The following is a 19,059-nucleotide window of genomic DNA, read 5'->3' on the forward strand; positions in this document are numbered from 1 at the left end:
GAGGATATAGAAAAATGAGCATAGTAAACGAATTAGTAAACCGTATAGATGAGGCATATGACGTATCACAAATTGAAAAAGAAATTAAGTTAGACAATATTGCGTTAAGTGATTTAGAACTATTGGCGACAGGTGGATATAGCCCCCTTACTGGTTTTTTAGGGAAGGAAGATTATGATTCAGTCGTAGAAACGCTTCGTTTAGCAAATGGTAGTGTGTGGAGTATACCAATTACATTACCTGTAACAGAAAAAGTCGCAGAAAGCCTGAAAGCTGGAGAGGAAGTAAAGCTTGTCAACAATGGAAATATATACGGTGTCATTCAAATAGAAGATATTTTTGTACCAGATAAAGAAAAAGAAGCGTTACTTGTATATAAAACAACGGATGAGGCTCACCCAGGAGTGGAAAAATTATATGAACGACCAAACGTTTACGTTGGAGGAACTATTATTCTAACAAAACGCTTTGAAAATAATCAATTTCCTTCTTATCATTTAGACCCAATTGAAACGAGGGAAGAATTTAAAAAACGTGGGTGGAAAACAGTGGTCGGGTTTCAAACGAGAAACCCGGTACATCGTGCCCATGAGTATATCCAAAAGTCTGCTCTTGAAATTGTAGATGGTCTCTTTTTAAATCCGCTCGTTGGAGAAACGAAATCGGATGATATTCCTGCTGATGTAAGAATGGAAAGCTATGAAGTACTCCTTCAAAACTATTATCCGAAAAATCGTGTCTTTTTAAGTGTATTTCCTGCTGCCATGCGTTACGCAGGACCAAGGGAAGCGATATTTCATGCGTTAGTAAGAAAGAATTTTGGATGTACCCACTTTATAGTAGGGCGTGATCATGCTGGAGTAGGAGATTATTACGGAACATACGAAGCGCAAGAAATTTTTACGAACTTTACAGTGGAAGAGTTAGGAATTACACCACTATTCTTTGAACATAGTTTTTACTGCACGAAATGTGAAGCGATGGCTTCAACGAAAACATGTCCGCACGGAAAAGAAGATCATGTTATTTTATCGGGTACGAAAGTAAGAGAATTATTAAGAAACGGTGAGATTCCGCCAAGTACATTTAGTCGTAAAGAAGTAGTGGAAGTGCTAATTAAAGGCTTGAAAAAAGAAGTAGTAACAGAATAGGGAGAGAACGAGATGGATACGAATATTACTTGGCATACAGCTTCGGTTTCAAAAGATGAGAGAAGAGTGAAGAATGGACATCATAGTTTTGTAATTTGGTTTACTGGTTTATCAGCTTCGGGTAAATCTACAGTAGCGAATGCGATCGCTCGTAAACTGTTTGAAAAGAATATTGGAAATTATGTGCTGGATGGGGATAACATTCGCCACGGTTTAAATAAAGACTTAGGATTTTCTGAAAGTGATCGCATGGAAAATATAAGACGTATTGGCGAAGTGGCAAAGTTATTTGTAGATCAAGGAGCAGTTGTCCTTACAGCATTTATTTCACCATTTCGAGTAGACCGCAAACAAGTACGAGATTTATTAGCGGCAGATGAATTTATTGAAATTTTTGTGAAGTGTCCGATTGAAGAGTGTGAGAAACGTGATCCGAAAGGACTTTATAAAAAGGCAAGGAAAGGTGACATTAAGGATTTCACAGGTATTGATTCGCCTTATGAAGAGCCAGAGCAAGCGGAATTAATTGTAGAAACGCACAAATATTCTATTGAAGAATGTGCAGAACAAATCGTGAAGTACTTACAAGAGCGTAGTTTTATATAGGGGGATAAACAATGAGTTATGAAAAAGTATGGGCTAACAATGAAAAATTAAATCAGACCGAGAAAAATAAATTAGAAAAAGATGGCTTAGAAATTTTTAATGATATTCCTTACTATGCGGAAAATGGTTTCGAATCTATTCCGAAAGAAGAGTGGGATGCCTTTAAATGGGCAGGATTGTATTTACAACGTCCAAAAGAAGCTGGTTATTTTATGATGCGGGTAAATATTCCGTCAGGGATTATTACAAATGCACAGGCAGAAGTACTTGCTTCTATCGCTGAAGATTATGGACGTGATGTAATAGATATTACGACGAGACAGGCGATTCAGTTTCACTGGTTAGAAATTCAGCAAATTCCAGATATTTTTAAAAGATTAGCAAGAGTTGGATTGTCTTCAGCTGGAGCGTGTGGTGATATAACGCGGAATATTACAGGTAATCCGCTTGCTGGCATTGATGCAAATGAATTATTTGATACAACGCATATTGTAAAAGAAGTATACGATTACTTCCAGCATAATGAAGAGTTTTCTAATTTACCACGTAAATTTAAAATGTCTATTAGTTCTAATATTTATAACTCAGCAAACGCAGAGATTAACTGTGTTGCATTTACACCTGCTACGAAAGAAATAGATGGTGAGAAAAAAGTTGGTTTTCATATAAAAGTAGGTGGAGGATTATCAGCCCGTCCGTATTTAGCTGATGAATTAGATGTATTCGTTTTACCAGAAGAAGTGAAGGCGGTGGCGATTGCGATTGCTACTATATTCCGTGATTTTGGATATCGTGAAAAACGTCATTTAGCTCGGTTGAAATTTCTTGTTGCGGACTGGGGAGCAGAGAAATTTAAAGATAAACTAATAGAGTATACAGGGCCTTTACAAAGTAAAGGGGAAAGTGCACTCAAAGGATGGAATGCAGGCTATTTTTATGGTGTTCAAGACCAAAAACAAGAGGGATTAAAATATGTAGGTTTTAATGTACCGGTAGGTCGTTTACATGCAGAAGAAATGTTTGAGATTGCAAGAATCGCAAAGCAATATGGAAATGGACAAATTCGTACATGTAACTCGCAAAACTTCATTATTCCGAACGTTCCTCCGGAAAATGTAAAAGGATTACTTAGTGAACCGCTGTTTGAAGCGATATCTGCTAGCCCGAAATCATTTATTGGTCATGCGGTTTCATGTACCGGTATTGAATATTGTAATCTTGCACTAGTAGAAACGAAAGAAAGATTACGGAAAATTGCAGAATACTTAGATACACAAATTGCACTCGATGTTCCAGTTCGAATTCATATGGTAGGCTGCCCGAATTCATGTGGTCAACGTCAAATTGCTGACATTGGGTTACAAGGTGTGAAAATGAAAACGAAGGAAAAAGGCATTGTTGAAGCGTTTGAAATATACGTAGGTGGAACATTATTAGATGGCGGTGCCTACAATCAAAAGTTAAAAGGAAAAATAGATGGCGAGGATCTACCTGATGTACTTGCATCATTTATAAGTTATTTCAAAGAGAATAAATTACCAGCCGAGACATTTTATGATTTTGTAGGTCGTGTTGGTGTAGATACATTACAAATAGCGTTAAATAACGTGTTAGAAGAAGTCATAGCGTCTTAGGAGGGACGATATGGATTTATATCGATTTGAAGCTGTGTTAGTAAATAGTATTGTTCCGATTGTTGTTGTTGCTCAAAGTGAAGAACAGGCATTTAAGCTTGCGGAGATTGAGCTTGAAAAGCATTTTTTACCGTTGCCAGAGGTAAAAGAGATTTCTTTGTTTGAAAAAAAGAAGATTCGAAAAGGTGCGGCATTTGTTATCCATGAGTAGAGATCAGTAATACGAAAAAATAAAAACTTCCATTCTTATATACGAATGGAAGTTTCATTTTAATAGAAGAAATGAGGAGAGATGATGGGAAAGGTTTATATTGTTGGAGCGGGTCCTGGCGATCCAGATTTAATTACTGTTAAAGGGTTGAAATGTATTGAGAAGGCAGATGTTATTTTATACGACCGACTTGTGAATAAAGAGCTGCTTTCACACGCAAAGCCTGACGCGGATTTAATTTATTGCGGAAAACTCCCGAATTATCACACGATGAAGCAAGAGACAATTAACACGTTTCTTATTAAGTATGCGAAAAAAGGAAAAGTTGTAACGAGGCTTAAGGGCGGCGATCCATTTGTGTTTGGTAGAGGGGGAGAAGAAGCTGAAGCATTAGCAAAGCAAGGTGTACCATTTGAAATCATTCCTGGTATTTCAGCTGGAATAGCTGCTCCTGCTTATGCGGGCATTCCAGTGACGCACCGTGATGCAAGTGCAAGTTTTGCTATTGTGACTGGGCATAGGAAAGAAGGTGCTGAAGAAGAAGTGAAATGGGAGAGTTTAGCGAAAGGTGTAGAGACTTTAGCGGTATATATGGGGGTTAGTAATTTGCCCTACATATGTGAGCAACTTATGAAGCATGGAAAAGATAAAAGTACGCCAGCTGCTATTATTGAGCAGGGGACGACGTCTATGCAACGCACAGTTGTTGGAACGTTAGGGACAATTGTAGATGTTGCGAAAAAAGAGCAAATTCAAAATCCGAGTATGATTGTAATTGGAGAGGTTGTCCGTTTTAGAGAAAAAATTCATTGGTTTGAGAAGCAGACAGAAAATGCTTATCAAGTAAGTGGAGTGTTGTAAAATGAAAGCCGTCTTATATATATGTCATGGAAGTCGTTTGAAGACAGCGAAAGAAGAGGCGATTCAATTTATTACATCGTGTATGAGCCGTATAGAAGCGACTATTCAAGAAGTTTGTTTTTTAGAGTTAGCGAATCCTTCTATTGAAGATGGTTTTCGTACATGTGTGAAGCGTGGGGCCACTGAGATTATTGCTATCCCTGTTTTTTTATTAGCGGCAGGGCATGTAAAAAAAGATATCCCTTTTGAATTAGAAAAATTAACCAATCAATTTTCGGATGTTAAAGTCACCTATGGTAATCCGTTTGGTGTATCAGAAACACTTGTTAAATCGGTGTATAGCGGAAGTGGCATCGAACAGGAAGATAAAAATGAAGTGACGTTACTTCTTGTTGCAAGAGGGAGCAGTGATCCTGAAGTATTAAGAGATATAAACTGGATTGCTTCTTTATTTCAAACAAAAGAGAAGGTTAAAAAAGTAGAAGTTTGTTATTTAGCGGCTGCAGAGCCAAAATTTGAGGAGAAATTAAAGGAAGTTGTAGAACAAAAAGAAAAGAACATCGTTGTACTGCCTTACTTGTTATTTACAGGTTTACTTATGAAACATATTGAGAAAGAAGTGCGCCAATATGAATTGGGAGAGATAAAAATCAGTCCATATTTAGGGAAGAATGAAGCGTTTCAAGATATGTTAATTCAGAAAACGACGGAGTTATTGAAAGGAGATCAGTATGTATCCACTTACAGTGCGAGTTAATGAGAAACGCGTTGTTGTTATTGGTGGGGGAAAAGTTGCAGGATTTAAAATTATTCCTTTACTCAAACAGGGTGCGGATATAGTTGTGATAAGTCCAGAATTAGATGCGAATTTAGTAAAACTTGTGGAAGAAAAGAAAATTCGTTGGTATCAAAGAGAATATGAGAAAAGTGATATTAAAAGTGCTTTTTTAGTTGTTGCAGCGAGTAGTGATTCAATATTAAATGAACAAGTTGCTGAAGATGCCGCCGAGAATCAATTAGTAAATGTTATTACAAATCCGGAAAGTGGTAATGTTCATTTTCCGGCAGCGATTCATCGTGGTTTACTTAATATAGCAGTTTCTACTGGGGGAGCGAGCCCTAAGCTCGCAAAAAAAATTCGAGATGAGATTGCAAATAAATATGATGAGACATATGAATCGTATTTAGATTTTTTATATGAAGTAAGGGTGAAGTTAAAAGATTTACAGTTAGAAAAGAGAGAGCGAAATATATTGCTCCAAGAAGTGTTGAAATCAGTATATGTGCAAAACGAGGGGAAAAGAGAAAGTTTTTTACGAGAATTAGAGGAAAAGGTTTTAAAATAATAAAAGATAAAGTGAGCTTTACAAATATAAAAATATAATTTATAATCACAAGTAACTTCAATAGATAAAATCGATGAGCAAGAAGAGTACGTATATTTGATGCGTTCAGAGAGCTGGGGTTAGGTGGGAGCCCGGTACGATAAAATATACAGAATGGGCTTGCGAGAGGTATGTTGAACATTGTAGTAGGCAACCCGGGTTCCGCCGTTAAAAGGATAGAGTATCGGAATTATTCCTGTACTTGAACAAGTGGGATTTATCAATCCAATTGAGGTGGTACCACGGTATTTATATTACATATATCGTCCTCTACATGCATATTTGCGTGTAGGGGACTTTTTTATTTTCTAAAGGAGGTGTGCGAGTATGAAATGAAAGTGTATAATTAACAAAAGTTTAAATATTCAGAAAAGGAGAATTTATGATGAAAGAAACACAGCAATGGACGTCGAAAATAGGCTTTGTACTCGCAGCAGCCGGAGCCGCAGTAGGTCTTGGTGCGATATGGAAATTTCCATATGTTGCAGGTAATGGCGGGGGAGGCGCATTCTTCCTTGTATTTTTACTATTAACTTTATTTATAGGTATGCCTCTTTTAATAGCGGAGTTTGTTATTGGACGTAGCACGCAAAAAGAGGCCGTTACAGCTTATAAAGTACTAGTGCCAAATAGCAAAGTATATCCTTGGATTGGTCGTATGGGAGTTGTTACTTGTTTTAGTGTACTATCTTTTTATAGTGTTGTAGGTGGATGGATTTTACTTTATTTATATTATAGTGTGACAGGAAGTTTCTGGAATAGAGCAGCTGATTATGGACAATTGTTCGGTGAAACGATTTCAAATCCGTTAAGTGCGATTGGAGCACAATTTATCTTTATGCTTTGTACAATTTTTGTCGTAAGTAAAGGTGTAGAGAAAGGTATAGAAAAGGCAAGTAAGTACATGATGCCGCTATTATTTATTTTATTTATTGCGATTATTGTTCGTGCGTTAACACTCGATGGTGCTTTTGCTGGAGTAGAGTTCTTCTTAAAGCCAGATTTTTCAAAGCTTACAGCAGATACGATTTTATACGCGATGGGACAATCTTTCTTCTCACTAACAGTAGGTGCCTCAGTAATGGTCACGTATAGTTCGTATTTAAAGAAAGAGGAACATTTAGCGAAATCAGCAACATCTATTGTAAGTTTAACTGTTTTTGTTACAGTACTTGCAGGATTAGCAATTTTCCCAGCGATTTTCGCATTAGGAGTTAAACCAACTGAAGGACCAGGATTACTGTTTATCGTCCTTCCAGCAGTATTTGCAAAAATACCATTTGGTCAATTTTTCTTTATTATGTTTTTAATTTTATTCTTCTTTGCGACTTTAACATCAGCAATTTCAATGCTTGAAATTGTAGTAGCATCTGTTGCGAAAGGTAATGAGAAGAAGCGTCCGTCAGCATCATTATTAATCGGTATTCTTATTTTTGCAGTCGGTATTCCATCAGCTTTATCATTTGGGATTATGAGTGACGTGAAAATATTCGGGAAAACATTCTTTGATTTAGTTGACTTTTCGGTAAGTAACGTATTGCTGCCGTTAGGAGTACTAGCTATTTCATTATTTGTACCAAATAAAATGAGTAAAGAGTTATTGATGAAAGAATTAGAAGTGACGGAAACGAAGGGGAAAACGTTATTTAACATTTGGTTCTTCTTACTTCGTTATGTTATTCCGGTAACTGTAATAATTGTATTTTTAAATGCGATAGGTGTATTTAAAATGTTTGCATAAAAAAAGGCGGGGATCTCCCGTCTTTTTTTATGTGGATGTTGATGAGTGTAATAAACGATTATATGCTTTATAGGCTGTAGTGACTGCAAGGAATGAACCGATTAAAAATAATACTGAGCCGCCAAATGTAAATATCCGGCCAATATACGTCTCTCTAGCTTCTTCTATTTTTTGTTGTAATTGCGTATTCATATTGATCACCCCGTAAACTATAGGCATTTAGTTATAGTCTATGTAGAATGCCTATATTGTGTGAAGTGTAAATAAAAAACCTCGGTAGGCACCGAGGTTTTTTATAATCCGATATAAGGAGATGGGTCAACTGCGTTTGTCTTGCCGACATTCCATTCTCCAAGATGAAGTTCGAAGTGTAAATGTTGTCCGTATGATTGGCCCGTGTTCCCCATAAATCCAAGCTGATCGCCTTGTTTTACAGTTTGTCCATTCGATACAGAACGGCTATTCATATGAGCATATACTGTCGTATATGTTTTTCCGTTTATACGGTGAGATAAATACACTACGTTTCCGTAACTAGATGATAATTCTGAACGAATAACAACGCCATCTGCAGCGGCGATAATTGGAACCGTTCCCGAAGCAGCGATGTCAATTCCTTTATGATTATCTAAAGAACGTACACCAAATCCGGAAGTTTTTGATCCAGCTGCTGGTTTGATAAAGCCACCGATATTTGTATCATGTGGTGTTGGGGCCGCTTGAGTTGCTTGAGCAGATTTAGTAGCTTGTTGTTTGCGAGCCTCTTCTGCCTGGCGAGCTTCTTCCGCTTTACGAGCTTCTTCGGCACGTTTTTCTTCTTCAATTGCTTTTTGAACAGCTTGACGTTGATTTTCTAAAATGCCTTTGGATTCTTCTAATCCTTCAATCTCTGAATCTACTTTTGCTACTTTCGTATGTAGATCGTTAATAAGAGTTTGTTGCTGTTGTTGGTTATTTTGTAATTCTTGCTGTTTTTGTTCTAGTTTTTGCTCAGATTCTTTCAGTTGTTGTTCTTTTTTCTCAACAGCCTCTTTTTCTGACGTTACAGCATTTTGATCAGATGTTTGTTTTTTTACAATATCTGTATCGTTGTTTAATATTAAACTTACGGAGTACATATTATCAACAAGATCAGCAATGTTTGTAGAGTTTGTTAATACTTCTGTAATGATATTGGTACGCGGTTTTTCTTGCATAGATTGTAACCGTTGTTTAATAACTTCCTGACGTGTATCTATGTTTGTTTGTAATTGTTCTATATGTTTCTTTTTGTCAGTAATTACTTGTTGTGTTTTGCTAATTTCTTTTTTTGTATCATTTAATTCAGTCTCGTTTTTATTAATAGAAGTAGTTAATTCATCGATTTTCTTCTGTAATTCTTGAATTTCTTTTTCTATTTGTTCTTTCTCGACTGATTTATTTTGTAAGTCACTTTGTTTGCCTTCTAATTCAGATTGAATGTTAGATAATTTATCTTGATTCGTTTCAGCGTATGCAGGTGAAAGTAACGGGGAAGCAAAAATCGTTCCTGCTGCTAAAACACTAAACGCTGCAAATTTCTTTTTCATTGTTGTCTGACTCCTTTCCCTATGAATGTTATATATCATAAGAAGAGGGGTGTCTATCGTTGTAATCATAATGTAAAGAAAATTTTATAAAATTGCTAAGTTTTGTCGGAATTTATCATTTTTCAACTGTAATTGTCATAGTGCTTACATTTTATTCATATGTGTAACAAAGGTATATTTTGGGATTTTTCTGTAAAATAAAGAAGGAAAGTAATCGTTTTTATGAGGTGAAATATTACTTGGAAAGCTAATAAAACACTAGTGAGGAATCGTTCTCATGTGAGGTTTTCTGACATGTGTCTGCTTTTTGTCAAGAAAATTATTTGTGTTCAGGCAAAGTTATTTTGTTGTCAGATTTAAATTTTTGATTTATGATTTTTAACAGGGACAAAATGTAGTGAATTGTCGAATAATATGTAATACTCTTAATTTCTTAGTTTTATAGAGATAGAATGAGAGATAGAGTGACACATCGAAGAGGGGGTTACAACAAATATGAAAAGAATAGGACTTGCATGGCAAATATTAATAGGACTTGCGCTTGGTATTGCGGTTGGGGCGATTTTCTTTGATAATCCAGCTGTTGTGAAGTACTTACAACCAATTGGTGATATTTTCATCCGATTAATTAAAATGATCGTTGTACCGATTGTTGTAGCAAGTATTGTTGTTGGGGTTGCTGGTGTTGGCGATGTTAAAAAACTAGGTCGACTAGGCGGAAAAACAATTCTTTACTTTGAAATTATTACAACAATTGCAATTATTGTTGGTCTATTAATAGCGAATATTTTCCAACCAGGAAAAGGCGTAAATATGGAGCAGTTAACAAAGACAGATATTTCGAAATATACACATACGACAGAGCAAGTACAAAGTCATTCATTTGCAGATACATTTGTAAATATTGTTCCAACGAACATTATGAAGTCGTTAGCTGACGGAGATATGCTTGCTATTATCTTCTTCTCTGTACTATTTGGTTTAGGTGTAGCAGCAATTGGTGAAAGAGGAAGACCAGTTCTTCAATTTTTCCAAGGTGTAGCTGACGCAATGTTTTACGTAACAAACCAAGTTATGAAATTTGCACCATTTGGTGTGTTTGCACTAATTGGTGTTACAGTTTCTACATTTGGTCTTGCTTCATTAATTCCATTAGGGAAATTACTAATTGTCGTATATGGGGCAATGATTTTCTTCGTCGTAGTTGTCTTAGGCCTTACAGCGAAAATATTTGGAATTAACATTTTCCAATTCTTTAAGATTTTAAAAGACGAGCTGATCTTAGCGTATTCTACAGCAAGCTCAGAAACAGTTTTACCAAAAATCATGGAGAAAATGGAGAAATTCGGTTGTCCGAAAGCAATTACATCTTTCGTTATTCCGACAGGTTATTCATTTAACTTAGATGGATCAACTTTATATCAAGCAATTGCGGCTATTTTCTTAGCGCAAATGTACGGTATTGATTTATCTATTACACAACAAATTACATTATTGCTTGTATTAATGGTTACATCAAAAGGTATCGCAGGTGTACCGGGCGTATCATTCGTTGTATTATTAGCGACACTTGGTACAGTAGGTATTCCACCTGAAGGCTTAGCGTTCATTGCTGGTATTGACCGTATTTTAGATATGGCTCGTACAGCAGTTAACGTTGTAGGAAACTCTTTAGCAGCTGTAGTTATGTCTAAGTGGGAAGGTCAATATGACGCTGAAAAAGGACAAGCTTATTTAAAAGAGATTTCTGAAAAGGGTCAAGCGGCTTAATTATAATATGAAAAAGCTCTCACATAATATGTGGGAGCTTTTCTGTATATAGAAGAGGAGCAGACATAATGAAACGTAAATATGGTGACGGTTCTTCGTGGAAGAGACTAATAGAAAAGAGTTATACGGTTAAGCAAGTGGAAGAGGGAATGCTCGGAATACTGGATATAAAAAAGGTGAGAGAGCCTAGTTGTAAAGAATATGATGGTGAAGAACTTTGTATTGCAGCGGATCAGTATACGTGGATTCAATATTTCATAGACGGGAAAAACTTTGCGATTACCGCTATGTTAGATGATCAGAAAAAATTAGTGCAATATTATATCGATGTGGCGAAAGAATATAAAATAGACGATCGTGGTTTACCTTATTTTGATGATTTATATTTAGATGTAGTATTATTACCTAGCGGTAAGGTGTATGTATTAGATGAAGAGGAGCTAGAGGATGCTTATAAAAGTGGCGATGTCACGAAGGAAGAGTATGAGTTAGCTTGGTACACTACGAAATGGATATTAGCAACAATAAAAAATAGTGAATTTTATTGGATTTCAATATTAAAAGAAGAAATAGAAAAGTTAAAATGATTGTTGTATTCAAATTTTTGTATAATTACCAAAAAAATCTATACAAAAAATAATTGACTTTTGTTTTGTAAGCGAGTAAAGTTAGGGAAGAAATTATTATTAAAAAATAAATATGAAACCTTCTTATAAAGAGAGGCGGAGGGACTGGCCCTACGATGCCTCGGCAGCGGACTCGATTTCAGAGTGCTGTGCCAAATCCAGCAAGCGTGTGCTTGAAAGATGAGAAGAGCGTTTCTTATAGATGTATAAGACCTCTTCTCATCGGAAGAGGTCTTTTGTTATTCATTAGAAAAAGGTTGAAACTAGGGAGAGATGGTACTTTGAAAGAAACGAGAGGAAATGGTTTAGCTTTATTACCACTTGGGATATTTTTGGCGCTATTTATTGGTTCTGGGATTATTACAGGTGATTTCTATAAATTGCCGATACTTGTAGCGATTTCAATTGCTGTAGGAGTCGCTTTAGTGATGAATCGTAAAGAAAGTTTTAATGTGAAAGTAGAGCGGTTCGCTAAAGGTGCAGGAAATCCGGATATTATGATTATGGTATTAATTTTTGTGCTTGCAGGTGCATTTTCTGAAACTGCTAAAGGAATGGGTGGAGTAGACTCAACTGTTAATTTAGCGTTAACTATTTTACCGCCAGGATTTATCGTAGTTGGAATCTTTGTTATTGGTGCATTTATTTCATTAGCGATGGGAACTTCAATGGGAACAATTGCAGCATTAGCGCCGATTGCTGTAGGTATTAGTGGTCAAACTGATATCTCAATTGCGCTTGCAATGGCTACTGTTGTTGGCGGAGCGATGTTTGGTGATAATTTATCATTTATTTCAGATACAACAATCGCAGCTGTTCGTTCACAAGGAACAGAAATGAAAGATAAGTTTAAAACGAACTTTTTAATTGTGTTACCAGCAGCTATTATTACAATTGTACTATTAGTAATAGTTACTTCAGGGAGTGACACGCAGATTAAAGCACATAGCTTTGATTGGATAAAGATTTTACCGTACGCAGGAGTACTGATTACAGCGCTACTTGGCTGGAATGTACTTATTGTATTAACTGGTGGAACTGTACTATCTGGTGTTATCGGTCTTATAGATGGAAGTTACACGTTAGAAAGTTTCTTTAAAAGTGTAACGACTGGAATGGGCGGTATGATGGAGTTAGTATTACTTGCTATATTAATTGGCGGTATGGTTGAATTAATCCAATATAATGGTGGTATTCAATATTTAATGAATATATTAACACGTAATATTCGTTCGAAAAAAGGAGCGGAATTTGGTATTGCTGGTTTAGTGAGTATGACGAATATGTGTACAGCGAATAATACGATTTCAATTATCTTTACAGGCCCGCTTGCAAAAAATATTGCAGATCAATATGAAATAGACCCTCGTAAATCAGCGAGTGTATTAGATCTTTTCTCATGTTGTGTGCAAGGATTAATTCCGTACGGTGCCCAAATGTTAACGGCAGCAGGATTTGCAGCGTTATCTCCGGTTGAATTGTTGCCATATGCATTTTATCCAATCTTAGTTGGAGTATGTGGGATTGCTTCTATTTTAATTGGGTTTCCAAGGTTTTCGAAAGTAGCTGAGAAAAAAGAGTATCATAAAACAGCTTAATTTAATATGAATGTTAGTAATTAAAAAACGTGCAGAGGATAGACTCTGCACGTTTTTTTGCGTAAAGGGCTGAATATGACTCGGTCTTAAGTCTGAGTTAAAAACGGTTCTTAAGCTCGTTATGGAAAGATGAAAAAATAGTTAAGATAAGAGTATCAAATCGAAGGGAGGCAAGCACAAGATGAAACAATTTCTAGCGTTTATCGCAGCCGGTATTTTGGCTTTAATTGCTCTTGGTAGTCTTGCTGGTATTGTAGGATTTGCAATCGGAGCAGGAGTTGTATATTGGAGCTATAAATCATTTGTGCGAGCTAAATCATTTTTTGGAAAGTTAGCTTGGGGGATTGTTGGTTTAATCGGTTTATCCATTGCACTTTCTCATTCGCCAGCATTAATCGGTATCGCTGCTTTAGTGGTTTTATACTACGGATACCGTGAGTGGAAAAAAGAAAAAGATGTAGTTGTTGAATCTGCTCCAGAAAGTTCTAAACCATATAGCAACTTTGAAGATGAGTGGAACAAATTAATGAAAAACTAAAACAATAAATCAAATTATAAAAAAAGTAGAAGAGAGGAAGATTTATAATGAAACAATCTTTATTCGGACGTGTACGCGATGCAATTTTAGCTGATTTTCATAACGTGTTAGATGAGAAGGAAAGAAAAAATCCAATTGCGATGTTAAACCAATATTTACGTGATAGTGAGCGTGAAATAACAAAAATTGAGAAGTTAATTGAGCGTCATAAAACATTAAAATCTAACTTTGCTCGTGAGCTTGAGCAAGCACGTTATTTCGTTAATAAAAGATCAAAGCAAGCTATCATTGCTCAAGAAGCAGGCGAATTGCAATTGCACGAACGTGCGTTAGAAGAGGTAGCTTATTATGAAGGTCAAGTAACTCGATTAGAAGAAATGTATGCAGGTGTTGTAGAGCAAATTGATGAGTTAGAGCGTCGTCTTTCTGAAATGAAAAATAAATTAAAAGAAATGCACGCAAAGCGTATGGAACTAATGGCACGTGAAAATATGGCACATGCAAATCGTCGTATGAATACTGCGATGCATAAAATGGATGAAAATAATCCGTTCTTACGATTTGAAGAAATTGAAGATCACATTCGTGACTTAGAAACTCGTATGAATGAAGAGCATGAGCGTGATACATTTGATATGAAAATTGCAAAACTTGAGCGTGAAATGAAAGAAAAGAATGATGTATCGTTAACGAAAGAGTTAACAAAATAATAGTAGTATATTATAAAACAGGCTTATGATATAGTGATAGGAGAAAAGGTGTTGGAAAGCAATGCCTTTTCTTCTATGTATATGTGACAAGAAGGGGGGAGCTGAAATGAAGAAACATTTTTCAAAGACACAATTAATGGGGATGCTCCTCATCATATTTGGATTCGGTCTTTTTCTTGATATGATACTTGGACATTTTGAACCAGGTGGTCTCATTTTTGCATTTATTATGCTTATGTTTGGAAGGCATTATCGTAAAAAGAATCGTTATGTACGGGGAAATGTATTTTTATTTGTTGGTGGTATCGTATTTTTATTTTTCTTATTTTCATCAGCAGCATTTGTTCTTGTCGTATTTGCTTGTTTAGCTTTAATTGGTTATCAATTGATTCAACAAGGGCATCAGCAAAAAGCAATGAAGGTTGAAATTAAAGAAAAAGGGATTATAGACGAAGAGAAGCAAATATATCGTACAGAAACATATTTGAAAAATATGTTTGTAGGCAATGTGCGAATGATGGATCATATTTATGAACTTGAGGATATTAATGTTCAATATGGTGCTTGTGATGTGGAAATAGATTTAACAACTGCTATGATTCCAGAAGGGGAAACGGTAATTGTTATTCGGGGTGTCGTTGGTAATATTCGTTTATATGTGCCGTATGATATTGAACTTTCTTTAAATCATTCTGTTATTGTCGGACGTGTGCTCTTGCCAGGTCATGAAGAGACAGGGTTTAACCGCAATGTTACATTTAGAACAGAGCAGTATAAAGAGGCTCCTCGACGTATTAAAATTATTTCTTCGCTTGTCGTAGGCGACACGGAAGTGAGGAAAGTATAATGAAGAAACAAAAAAATATTTCGTGGATGTATATTCGTTATTCTATGTTGTCCTCTGTTAGTATCGCACTCATTTGTACAATTGTATATGTATGGAAAAGCGAGCAACAAGTGTATGATTTATTATGGAAGGAATCCATCGCTTCTGTTCCAATTGGCTTGTTTATTATGACTACAAGTTTACTTATCGGGGGAATTGTAGGATATGCAATCGGTTATTATATAGAGCAGCGTATACAAGGATTAAATACTTTTCTATTTGAAGTAGAGCGAGGGAATTTTCCGAGCGATGTTTCGTTTACTGCAGATGATGAATTTCATGAAGTGGAACGAAAAGTAATCGTTCTGGCTCGTCGATTAGAGGAGCAAGCTGGACTCTTTCAAAAAGTAACGAATGAACGAGCTCATTGGAATGAAGAGATGAGACAAGAAGCGATTTCTCAAGAAAGGCATCGTTTAGCAAGGGAGTTGCATGATTCAGTAAGTCAGCAGCTTTTCGCAATGTCGATGATGATGTCAGCGATTAATGAACAAATAACTGAATTTCCAGATGTGACAAAAAAACAATTGCAACTTGTTGAAAATATGGTTGTAAATGCTCAATCAGAAATGAGAGCATTGCTCCTTCATTTACGTCCTGTACAATTGGAAGGTAAGAAACTGACAGAAGGTATAGAGGAATTATTAACGGAATTATCACGAAAACAACATATGAAAATTGAATGGCTTATTGAGCCAATAGAATTAAAAAAAGGTGTAGAAGATCATTTATTCCGTATTGTGCAAGAAGCGCTATCAAACACGTTGCGACACGCGAAGGCAAAGAAAACAGAAGTGCGCCTTCGAAAAATTGATCAATATGCGATTTTAAAAATCATTGATGACGGCGTTGGGTTTGAAGTAGGGGTTAATAAGGCTGGTTCATATGGCCTAAGATCGATGCAAGAGCGTGTTCATGAAATTGGTGGGACACTTAAGGTACTTAGTTTCCCGGCCAAAGGTACACAAATAGAAGTAAAAGTACCGATTATGATTGAGAGAGGGGGAGAAGTATGATAAAAGTATTGCTTGTCGATGATCATGAAATGGTTCGTATGGGTGTATCGGCATATTTATCGACACAGCCAGATATTGAAGTAGTAGGGGAAGCTGAGAATGGAAGAAAAGGATCAGAATTAGCATTGCAATTAAGGCCGGATATTATTTTAATGGACCTTGTTATGGATGAGATGGATGGTGTCGAAGCAACACGTGCTATTATTCAAGAATGGCCAGAAGCAAAAATTGTAGTTGTAACAAGCTTTTTAGATGACGAAAAATTGTATCCTGTTATTGAGGCTGGGGCGACCAGTTACTTATTAAAAACATCAAGAGCAAGTGATATTGCTGATGCTGTACGAGCTACTTATGATGGAGAAACAGTATTAGAGCCGAAAGTTACCGGGAAAATGATGTCCCGTATGCGTCAAAAGAAAGAGCAACCTTTGCATGATGATTTAACGGAAAGAGAGTTTGAGATTTTGTTATTAATCGCAGAGGGAAAAAGTAATCAAGAGATTGCGGACGAGTTATTTATTGCACTGAAAACGGTAAAGACACATGTGAGTAATATATTAAATAAATTGAATGTAAGTGACCGTACTCAGGCGGTTATTTATGCATTTAGGCATCAATTAACGAAGTGATAAAGTGAAACTTTAATTGGCGGGGAATTCCTCGCTGATTATTGGCTCGATACAATATAGATTTGGCGTTAAAACTATTGAATGTTTTTATTGACGATAAATAATGTAAGCGTTATCGTTGAGGTGTTAACAGTACATATAAAGGGGAGAATGTATATGTTAGTTCAAACTATATTCGGAATGGATAAGTCTAAAAAATTAGGGGATTATGTGAACGCATTACAAGCGCTTTGTGAACAATATAATGTTGAAACAGATAAAATTGCGATTATTGAGGCTACAGAGGAATACTATTTATTTTTAGTAAAGCAAGAAGAGCACTATGATGTTGTCAAGGTAGAAACAGTTGATACGAATATTGAATATTATACGAAGGCTTATAAAATAAGCAGTTTTAATCATACTGCGTATCAAATGTAAAAAAACTCCCTTTTGGGAGTTTTTTTTAGGAGGCTTTTACTTCGTGAGATTCGGTTACTAATGGAACTTTTTTCGTACCGCTTAACTTAGCCATTGCAAGACCAATAAGAGCTCCTACTAATGCTGGTATTAGCCAGCCGATTCCTTCATTATATAAAGGGATAAATTCAAAATATGGTGTGATAAATGAAACTGAAATACCACCTTGTTTTAATCCATCAAATACGCTCACTACAGCTGCTCCAATTAAAGCACCTACATAAACAGAGCGATATCCACCGAAGTATTTATGAAGTAATGATAGTAGTACGAGTACAATCGCAATTGGATACACAACAAGTAGAATTGGAACAGAGATTGCGATAATTTTCGTTAAACCTAAGTTGGCAACTAGTAATCCTAATGCGCAAATGATACTCGCGAACGTTTTGTATGAAAATGTAGTCAATAATGTTGAAAAATATTGGCTGCACGCAGATACGAGTCCAACGCATGTCGTTAAACAAGCGAGTGTAACGATAAGAGATAATAGGAGCAAACCGTATGGACCGAATAATTGTTGTACGATAACAGTAAGTAGCTGTCCGCCATTTTTTGCATATCCGAGCGAGACGCTAGTTGCCCCAAGCCAGCCGAGTGCACCGTATACAAGTACGAGCCCTGTAGCGGCAATAAGCCCTGCTTTTGCTGTGGCGATGGCAATGGACTTACGATCATTCACACCTTTAGAGCGAATTGCATTTACAACGATAATTCCGAATGCAAGTGCTGAAATAGTGTCCATTGTTAAGTAGCCTTCCATAAAGCCTTTGAAGATTGGAGAAGTTTGATACTCTTGCATTGCTGGTCCTGATTGCCCAAGTGGTGTAAATACACTTTTAACAAACAATAAGAAAATAGAGAGTAATAAAATAGGTGTTAATACATTTCCAATACGATCAACAAGTTTAGATGGATTCAAACTCAGCCAAAATACGATAGTAAAGAAGATGATTGTATATACAAATAGCACTAGGCTGCTAGAGCGGATTGTTTCTGGTAAGAAAGAACTAACCCCCATTTCATAAGCGACATTTGCAACACGTGGGATGCCCATAGATGGACCGATAGCAATGTATACAATTACTGTAAAGAAAATTCCGAATAATGGATGAACATGACTTGCAAGTTGCTGCATTCCATTTCCAGATAGAGAAATTGCGATAACAGTTAGTAGTGGTAAGCCAACTCCTGTTAGTAAAAATCCAATCATTGCTGGCCAAAAGTTTTCACCTGCATTTTGGCCAAGCATGGGAGGGAAAATTAAATTACCTGCCCCAAAAAATAAAGAAAATAGCATAAGACCCGTGAAAAAAATATGTTTTTTTGATACAGTGTTCATTGTTTTTCCTCCTTTTTTATTCATTTGTAAGAACACAAAAAACTCGTCCCTAAAGAAAGGGACGAGTTATATTTACCCGCGATACCACCCTAATTTACACATGTAGAAATAAATCTATATGTATACGGCTTTGCAACGTACAACATGATACGTGTTCCTTGTAACGGGGGACGGCCGGTAAGAACTTACTGTAACATTCGGTTCTACTTCTCGGAGATGATTTTCGGTTACGCGCTGAACGTTGGCTTTCAGCAAATCGCCAACTCTCTGGGGAACAGTTCTATAACGTACTCGTTCTCGTCAATGAATTTTTATTCAAGTATTCTGA

General features: G+C 36.2%; 20 protein-coding genes, 1 riboswitch and 2 other annotated features. Of the genes, 17 read left to right on the forward strand and 3 right to left on the reverse strand.

Annotated features, from left to right (window positions below; all coding sequences use genetic code 11):
* The first annotated feature begins 14 nt into the window (after positions 1-14).
* The 8 genes from sat to GBN78_RS10650 all read left to right on the forward strand — a co-directional run bounded on the left by sat (position 15) and on the right by GBN78_RS10650 (position 7,589).
* Positions 15-1,151: a sulfate adenylyltransferase gene (gene sat / locus GBN78_RS10615; protein ID WP_065845467.1), complete on the forward strand. Its 1,137-nt coding sequence runs from the start codon at positions 15-17 to the stop codon at positions 1,149-1,151.
* A gap of 12 nt (positions 1,152-1,163) precedes the next feature.
* Complete coding sequence (gene cysC / locus GBN78_RS10620) at positions 1,164-1,757, forward strand: adenylyl-sulfate kinase (protein WP_152127345.1); 594 nt, start codon at positions 1,164-1,166, stop codon at positions 1,755-1,757.
* Between the two features lie 11 nt (positions 1,758-1,768).
* Positions 1,769-3,391: a nitrite/sulfite reductase gene (locus GBN78_RS10625; protein WP_098299616.1), complete on the forward strand. Its 1,623-nt coding sequence runs from the start codon at positions 1,769-1,771 to the stop codon at positions 3,389-3,391.
* 10 nt (positions 3,392-3,401) lie between these two features.
* Entirely contained in the window at positions 3,402-3,602 is a 201-nt protein-coding gene (locus GBN78_RS10630; RefSeq protein WP_000366913.1) for a DUF3906 family protein, read from the forward strand.
* Between the two features lie 84 nt (positions 3,603-3,686).
* Positions 3,687-4,463: a uroporphyrinogen-III C-methyltransferase gene (cobA, locus tag GBN78_RS10635; protein WP_000521255.1), complete on the forward strand. Its 777-nt coding sequence runs from the start codon at positions 3,687-3,689 to the stop codon at positions 4,461-4,463.
* Position 4,464: 1 nt separating this feature from the next.
* Positions 4,465-5,220, forward strand: coding sequence for a sirohydrochlorin chelatase (locus tag GBN78_RS10640; RefSeq protein WP_000648885.1), 756 nt, complete (start codon positions 4,465-4,467; stop codon positions 5,218-5,220).
* Positions 5,195-5,809, forward strand: coding sequence for an NAD(P)-binding protein (locus tag GBN78_RS10645; protein ID WP_000283363.1), 615 nt, complete (start codon positions 5,195-5,197; stop codon positions 5,807-5,809). Before GBN78_RS10640 ends, GBN78_RS10645 begins: the two co-directional genes overlap by 26 nt.
* A gap of 64 nt (positions 5,810-5,873) precedes the next feature.
* Positions 5,874-6,122 (forward strand) — a binding site (T-box leader).
* A gap of 111 nt (positions 6,123-6,233) precedes the next feature.
* Entirely contained in the window at positions 6,234-7,589 is a 1,356-nt protein-coding gene (locus GBN78_RS10650; RefSeq protein ID WP_000665441.1) for a sodium-dependent transporter, read from the forward strand.
* 27 nt (positions 7,590-7,616) lie between these two features.
* Here GBN78_RS10650 and GBN78_RS30155 read toward each other — a convergent pair whose 3' ends face one another.
* Together GBN78_RS30155 and GBN78_RS10655 are read right to left on the reverse strand one after the other, a co-directional pair.
* The gene (locus GBN78_RS30155; RefSeq protein ID WP_001096002.1) at positions 7,617-7,781 is read right to left on the reverse strand and encodes a hypothetical protein; all 165 of its coding nucleotides are present in this window, start codon (positions 7,779-7,781) and stop codon (positions 7,617-7,619) included.
* A gap of 101 nt (positions 7,782-7,882) precedes the next feature.
* Positions 7,883-9,157, reverse strand: coding sequence for a murein hydrolase activator EnvC family protein (locus GBN78_RS10655; protein ID WP_000726071.1), 1,275 nt, complete (start codon positions 9,155-9,157; stop codon positions 7,883-7,885).
* A gap of 495 nt (positions 9,158-9,652) precedes the next feature.
* Here GBN78_RS10655 and gltP point away from each other — a divergent pair, with 495 nt between their 5' ends.
* The 9 genes from gltP to GBN78_RS10700 all read left to right on the forward strand — a co-directional run bounded on the left by gltP (position 9,653) and on the right by GBN78_RS10700 (position 17,350).
* Positions 9,653-10,927: a glutamate/aspartate:proton symporter GltP gene (gltP, locus tag GBN78_RS10660; RefSeq protein ID WP_000821130.1), complete on the forward strand. Its 1,275-nt coding sequence runs from the start codon at positions 9,653-9,655 to the stop codon at positions 10,925-10,927.
* 68 nt (positions 10,928-10,995) lie between these two features.
* On the forward strand, positions 10,996-11,514 hold the full coding sequence (locus tag GBN78_RS10665) for a ribonuclease FAU-1 family protein (RefSeq protein ID WP_000824662.1): 519 nt from the start codon (positions 10,996-10,998) through the stop codon (positions 11,512-11,514).
* A 120-nt stretch (positions 11,515-11,634) separates the two neighbouring features.
* Positions 11,635-11,740: riboswitch (SAM riboswitch) on the forward strand.
* Positions 11,741-11,834: 94 nt separating this feature from the next.
* Positions 11,835-13,151 (forward strand): Na+/H+ antiporter NhaC family protein, encoded by a 1,317-nt coding sequence (locus tag GBN78_RS10670; RefSeq protein WP_098299617.1) that lies wholly within the window; start codon positions 11,835-11,837, stop codon positions 13,149-13,151.
* 181 nt (positions 13,152-13,332) lie between these two features.
* The gene (locus GBN78_RS10675) at positions 13,333-13,689 is read left to right on the forward strand and encodes a lmo0954 family membrane protein (RefSeq protein ID WP_000808640.1); all 357 of its coding nucleotides are present in this window, start codon (positions 13,333-13,335) and stop codon (positions 13,687-13,689) included.
* A 47-nt stretch (positions 13,690-13,736) separates the two neighbouring features.
* The gene (locus tag GBN78_RS10680) at positions 13,737-14,399 is read left to right on the forward strand and encodes a PspA/IM30 family protein (protein ID WP_000814127.1); all 663 of its coding nucleotides are present in this window, start codon (positions 13,737-13,739) and stop codon (positions 14,397-14,399) included.
* Positions 14,400-14,505: 106 nt separating this feature from the next.
* On the forward strand, positions 14,506-15,246 hold the full coding sequence (gene liaF / locus GBN78_RS10685; protein WP_000716095.1) for a cell wall-active antibiotics response protein LiaF: 741 nt from the start codon (positions 14,506-14,508) through the stop codon (positions 15,244-15,246).
* Positions 15,246-16,301: a sensor histidine kinase gene (locus tag GBN78_RS10690; RefSeq protein WP_000744326.1), complete on the forward strand. Its 1,056-nt coding sequence runs from the start codon at positions 15,246-15,248 to the stop codon at positions 16,299-16,301. Before liaF ends, GBN78_RS10690 begins: the two co-directional genes overlap by 1 nt.
* Positions 16,298-16,930 (forward strand): response regulator, encoded by a 633-nt coding sequence (locus tag GBN78_RS10695; protein ID WP_000598707.1) that lies wholly within the window; start codon positions 16,298-16,300, stop codon positions 16,928-16,930. The genes GBN78_RS10690 and GBN78_RS10695 overlap by 4 nt, the downstream gene beginning before the upstream one ends.
* Positions 16,931-17,011: 81 nt before the next feature.
* Positions 17,012-17,350 (forward strand): DUF3922 domain-containing protein, encoded by a 339-nt coding sequence (locus tag GBN78_RS10700; RefSeq protein WP_152127347.1) that lies wholly within the window; start codon positions 17,012-17,014, stop codon positions 17,348-17,350.
* A gap of 25 nt (positions 17,351-17,375) precedes the next feature.
* Here GBN78_RS10700 and brnQ3 read toward each other — a convergent pair whose 3' ends face one another.
* A complete protein-coding gene (gene brnQ3 / locus GBN78_RS10705) occupies positions 17,376-18,731 on the reverse strand; it encodes a branched-chain amino acid transport system II carrier protein BrnQ3 (RefSeq protein ID WP_001099143.1) in 1,356 nt (451 codons plus the stop codon).
* 54 nt (positions 18,732-18,785) lie between these two features.
* Positions 18,786-19,044: a binding site (T-box leader), on the reverse strand.
* Between the last annotated feature and the right edge of the window lie 15 nt (positions 19,045-19,059).

The organism is Bacillus sp. B2-WWTP-C-10-Post-4, assembly GCF_009183805.1.
Classification (GTDB): Bacteria; Bacillota; Bacilli; order Bacillales; family Bacillaceae_G; genus Bacillus_A; species Bacillus_A cereus.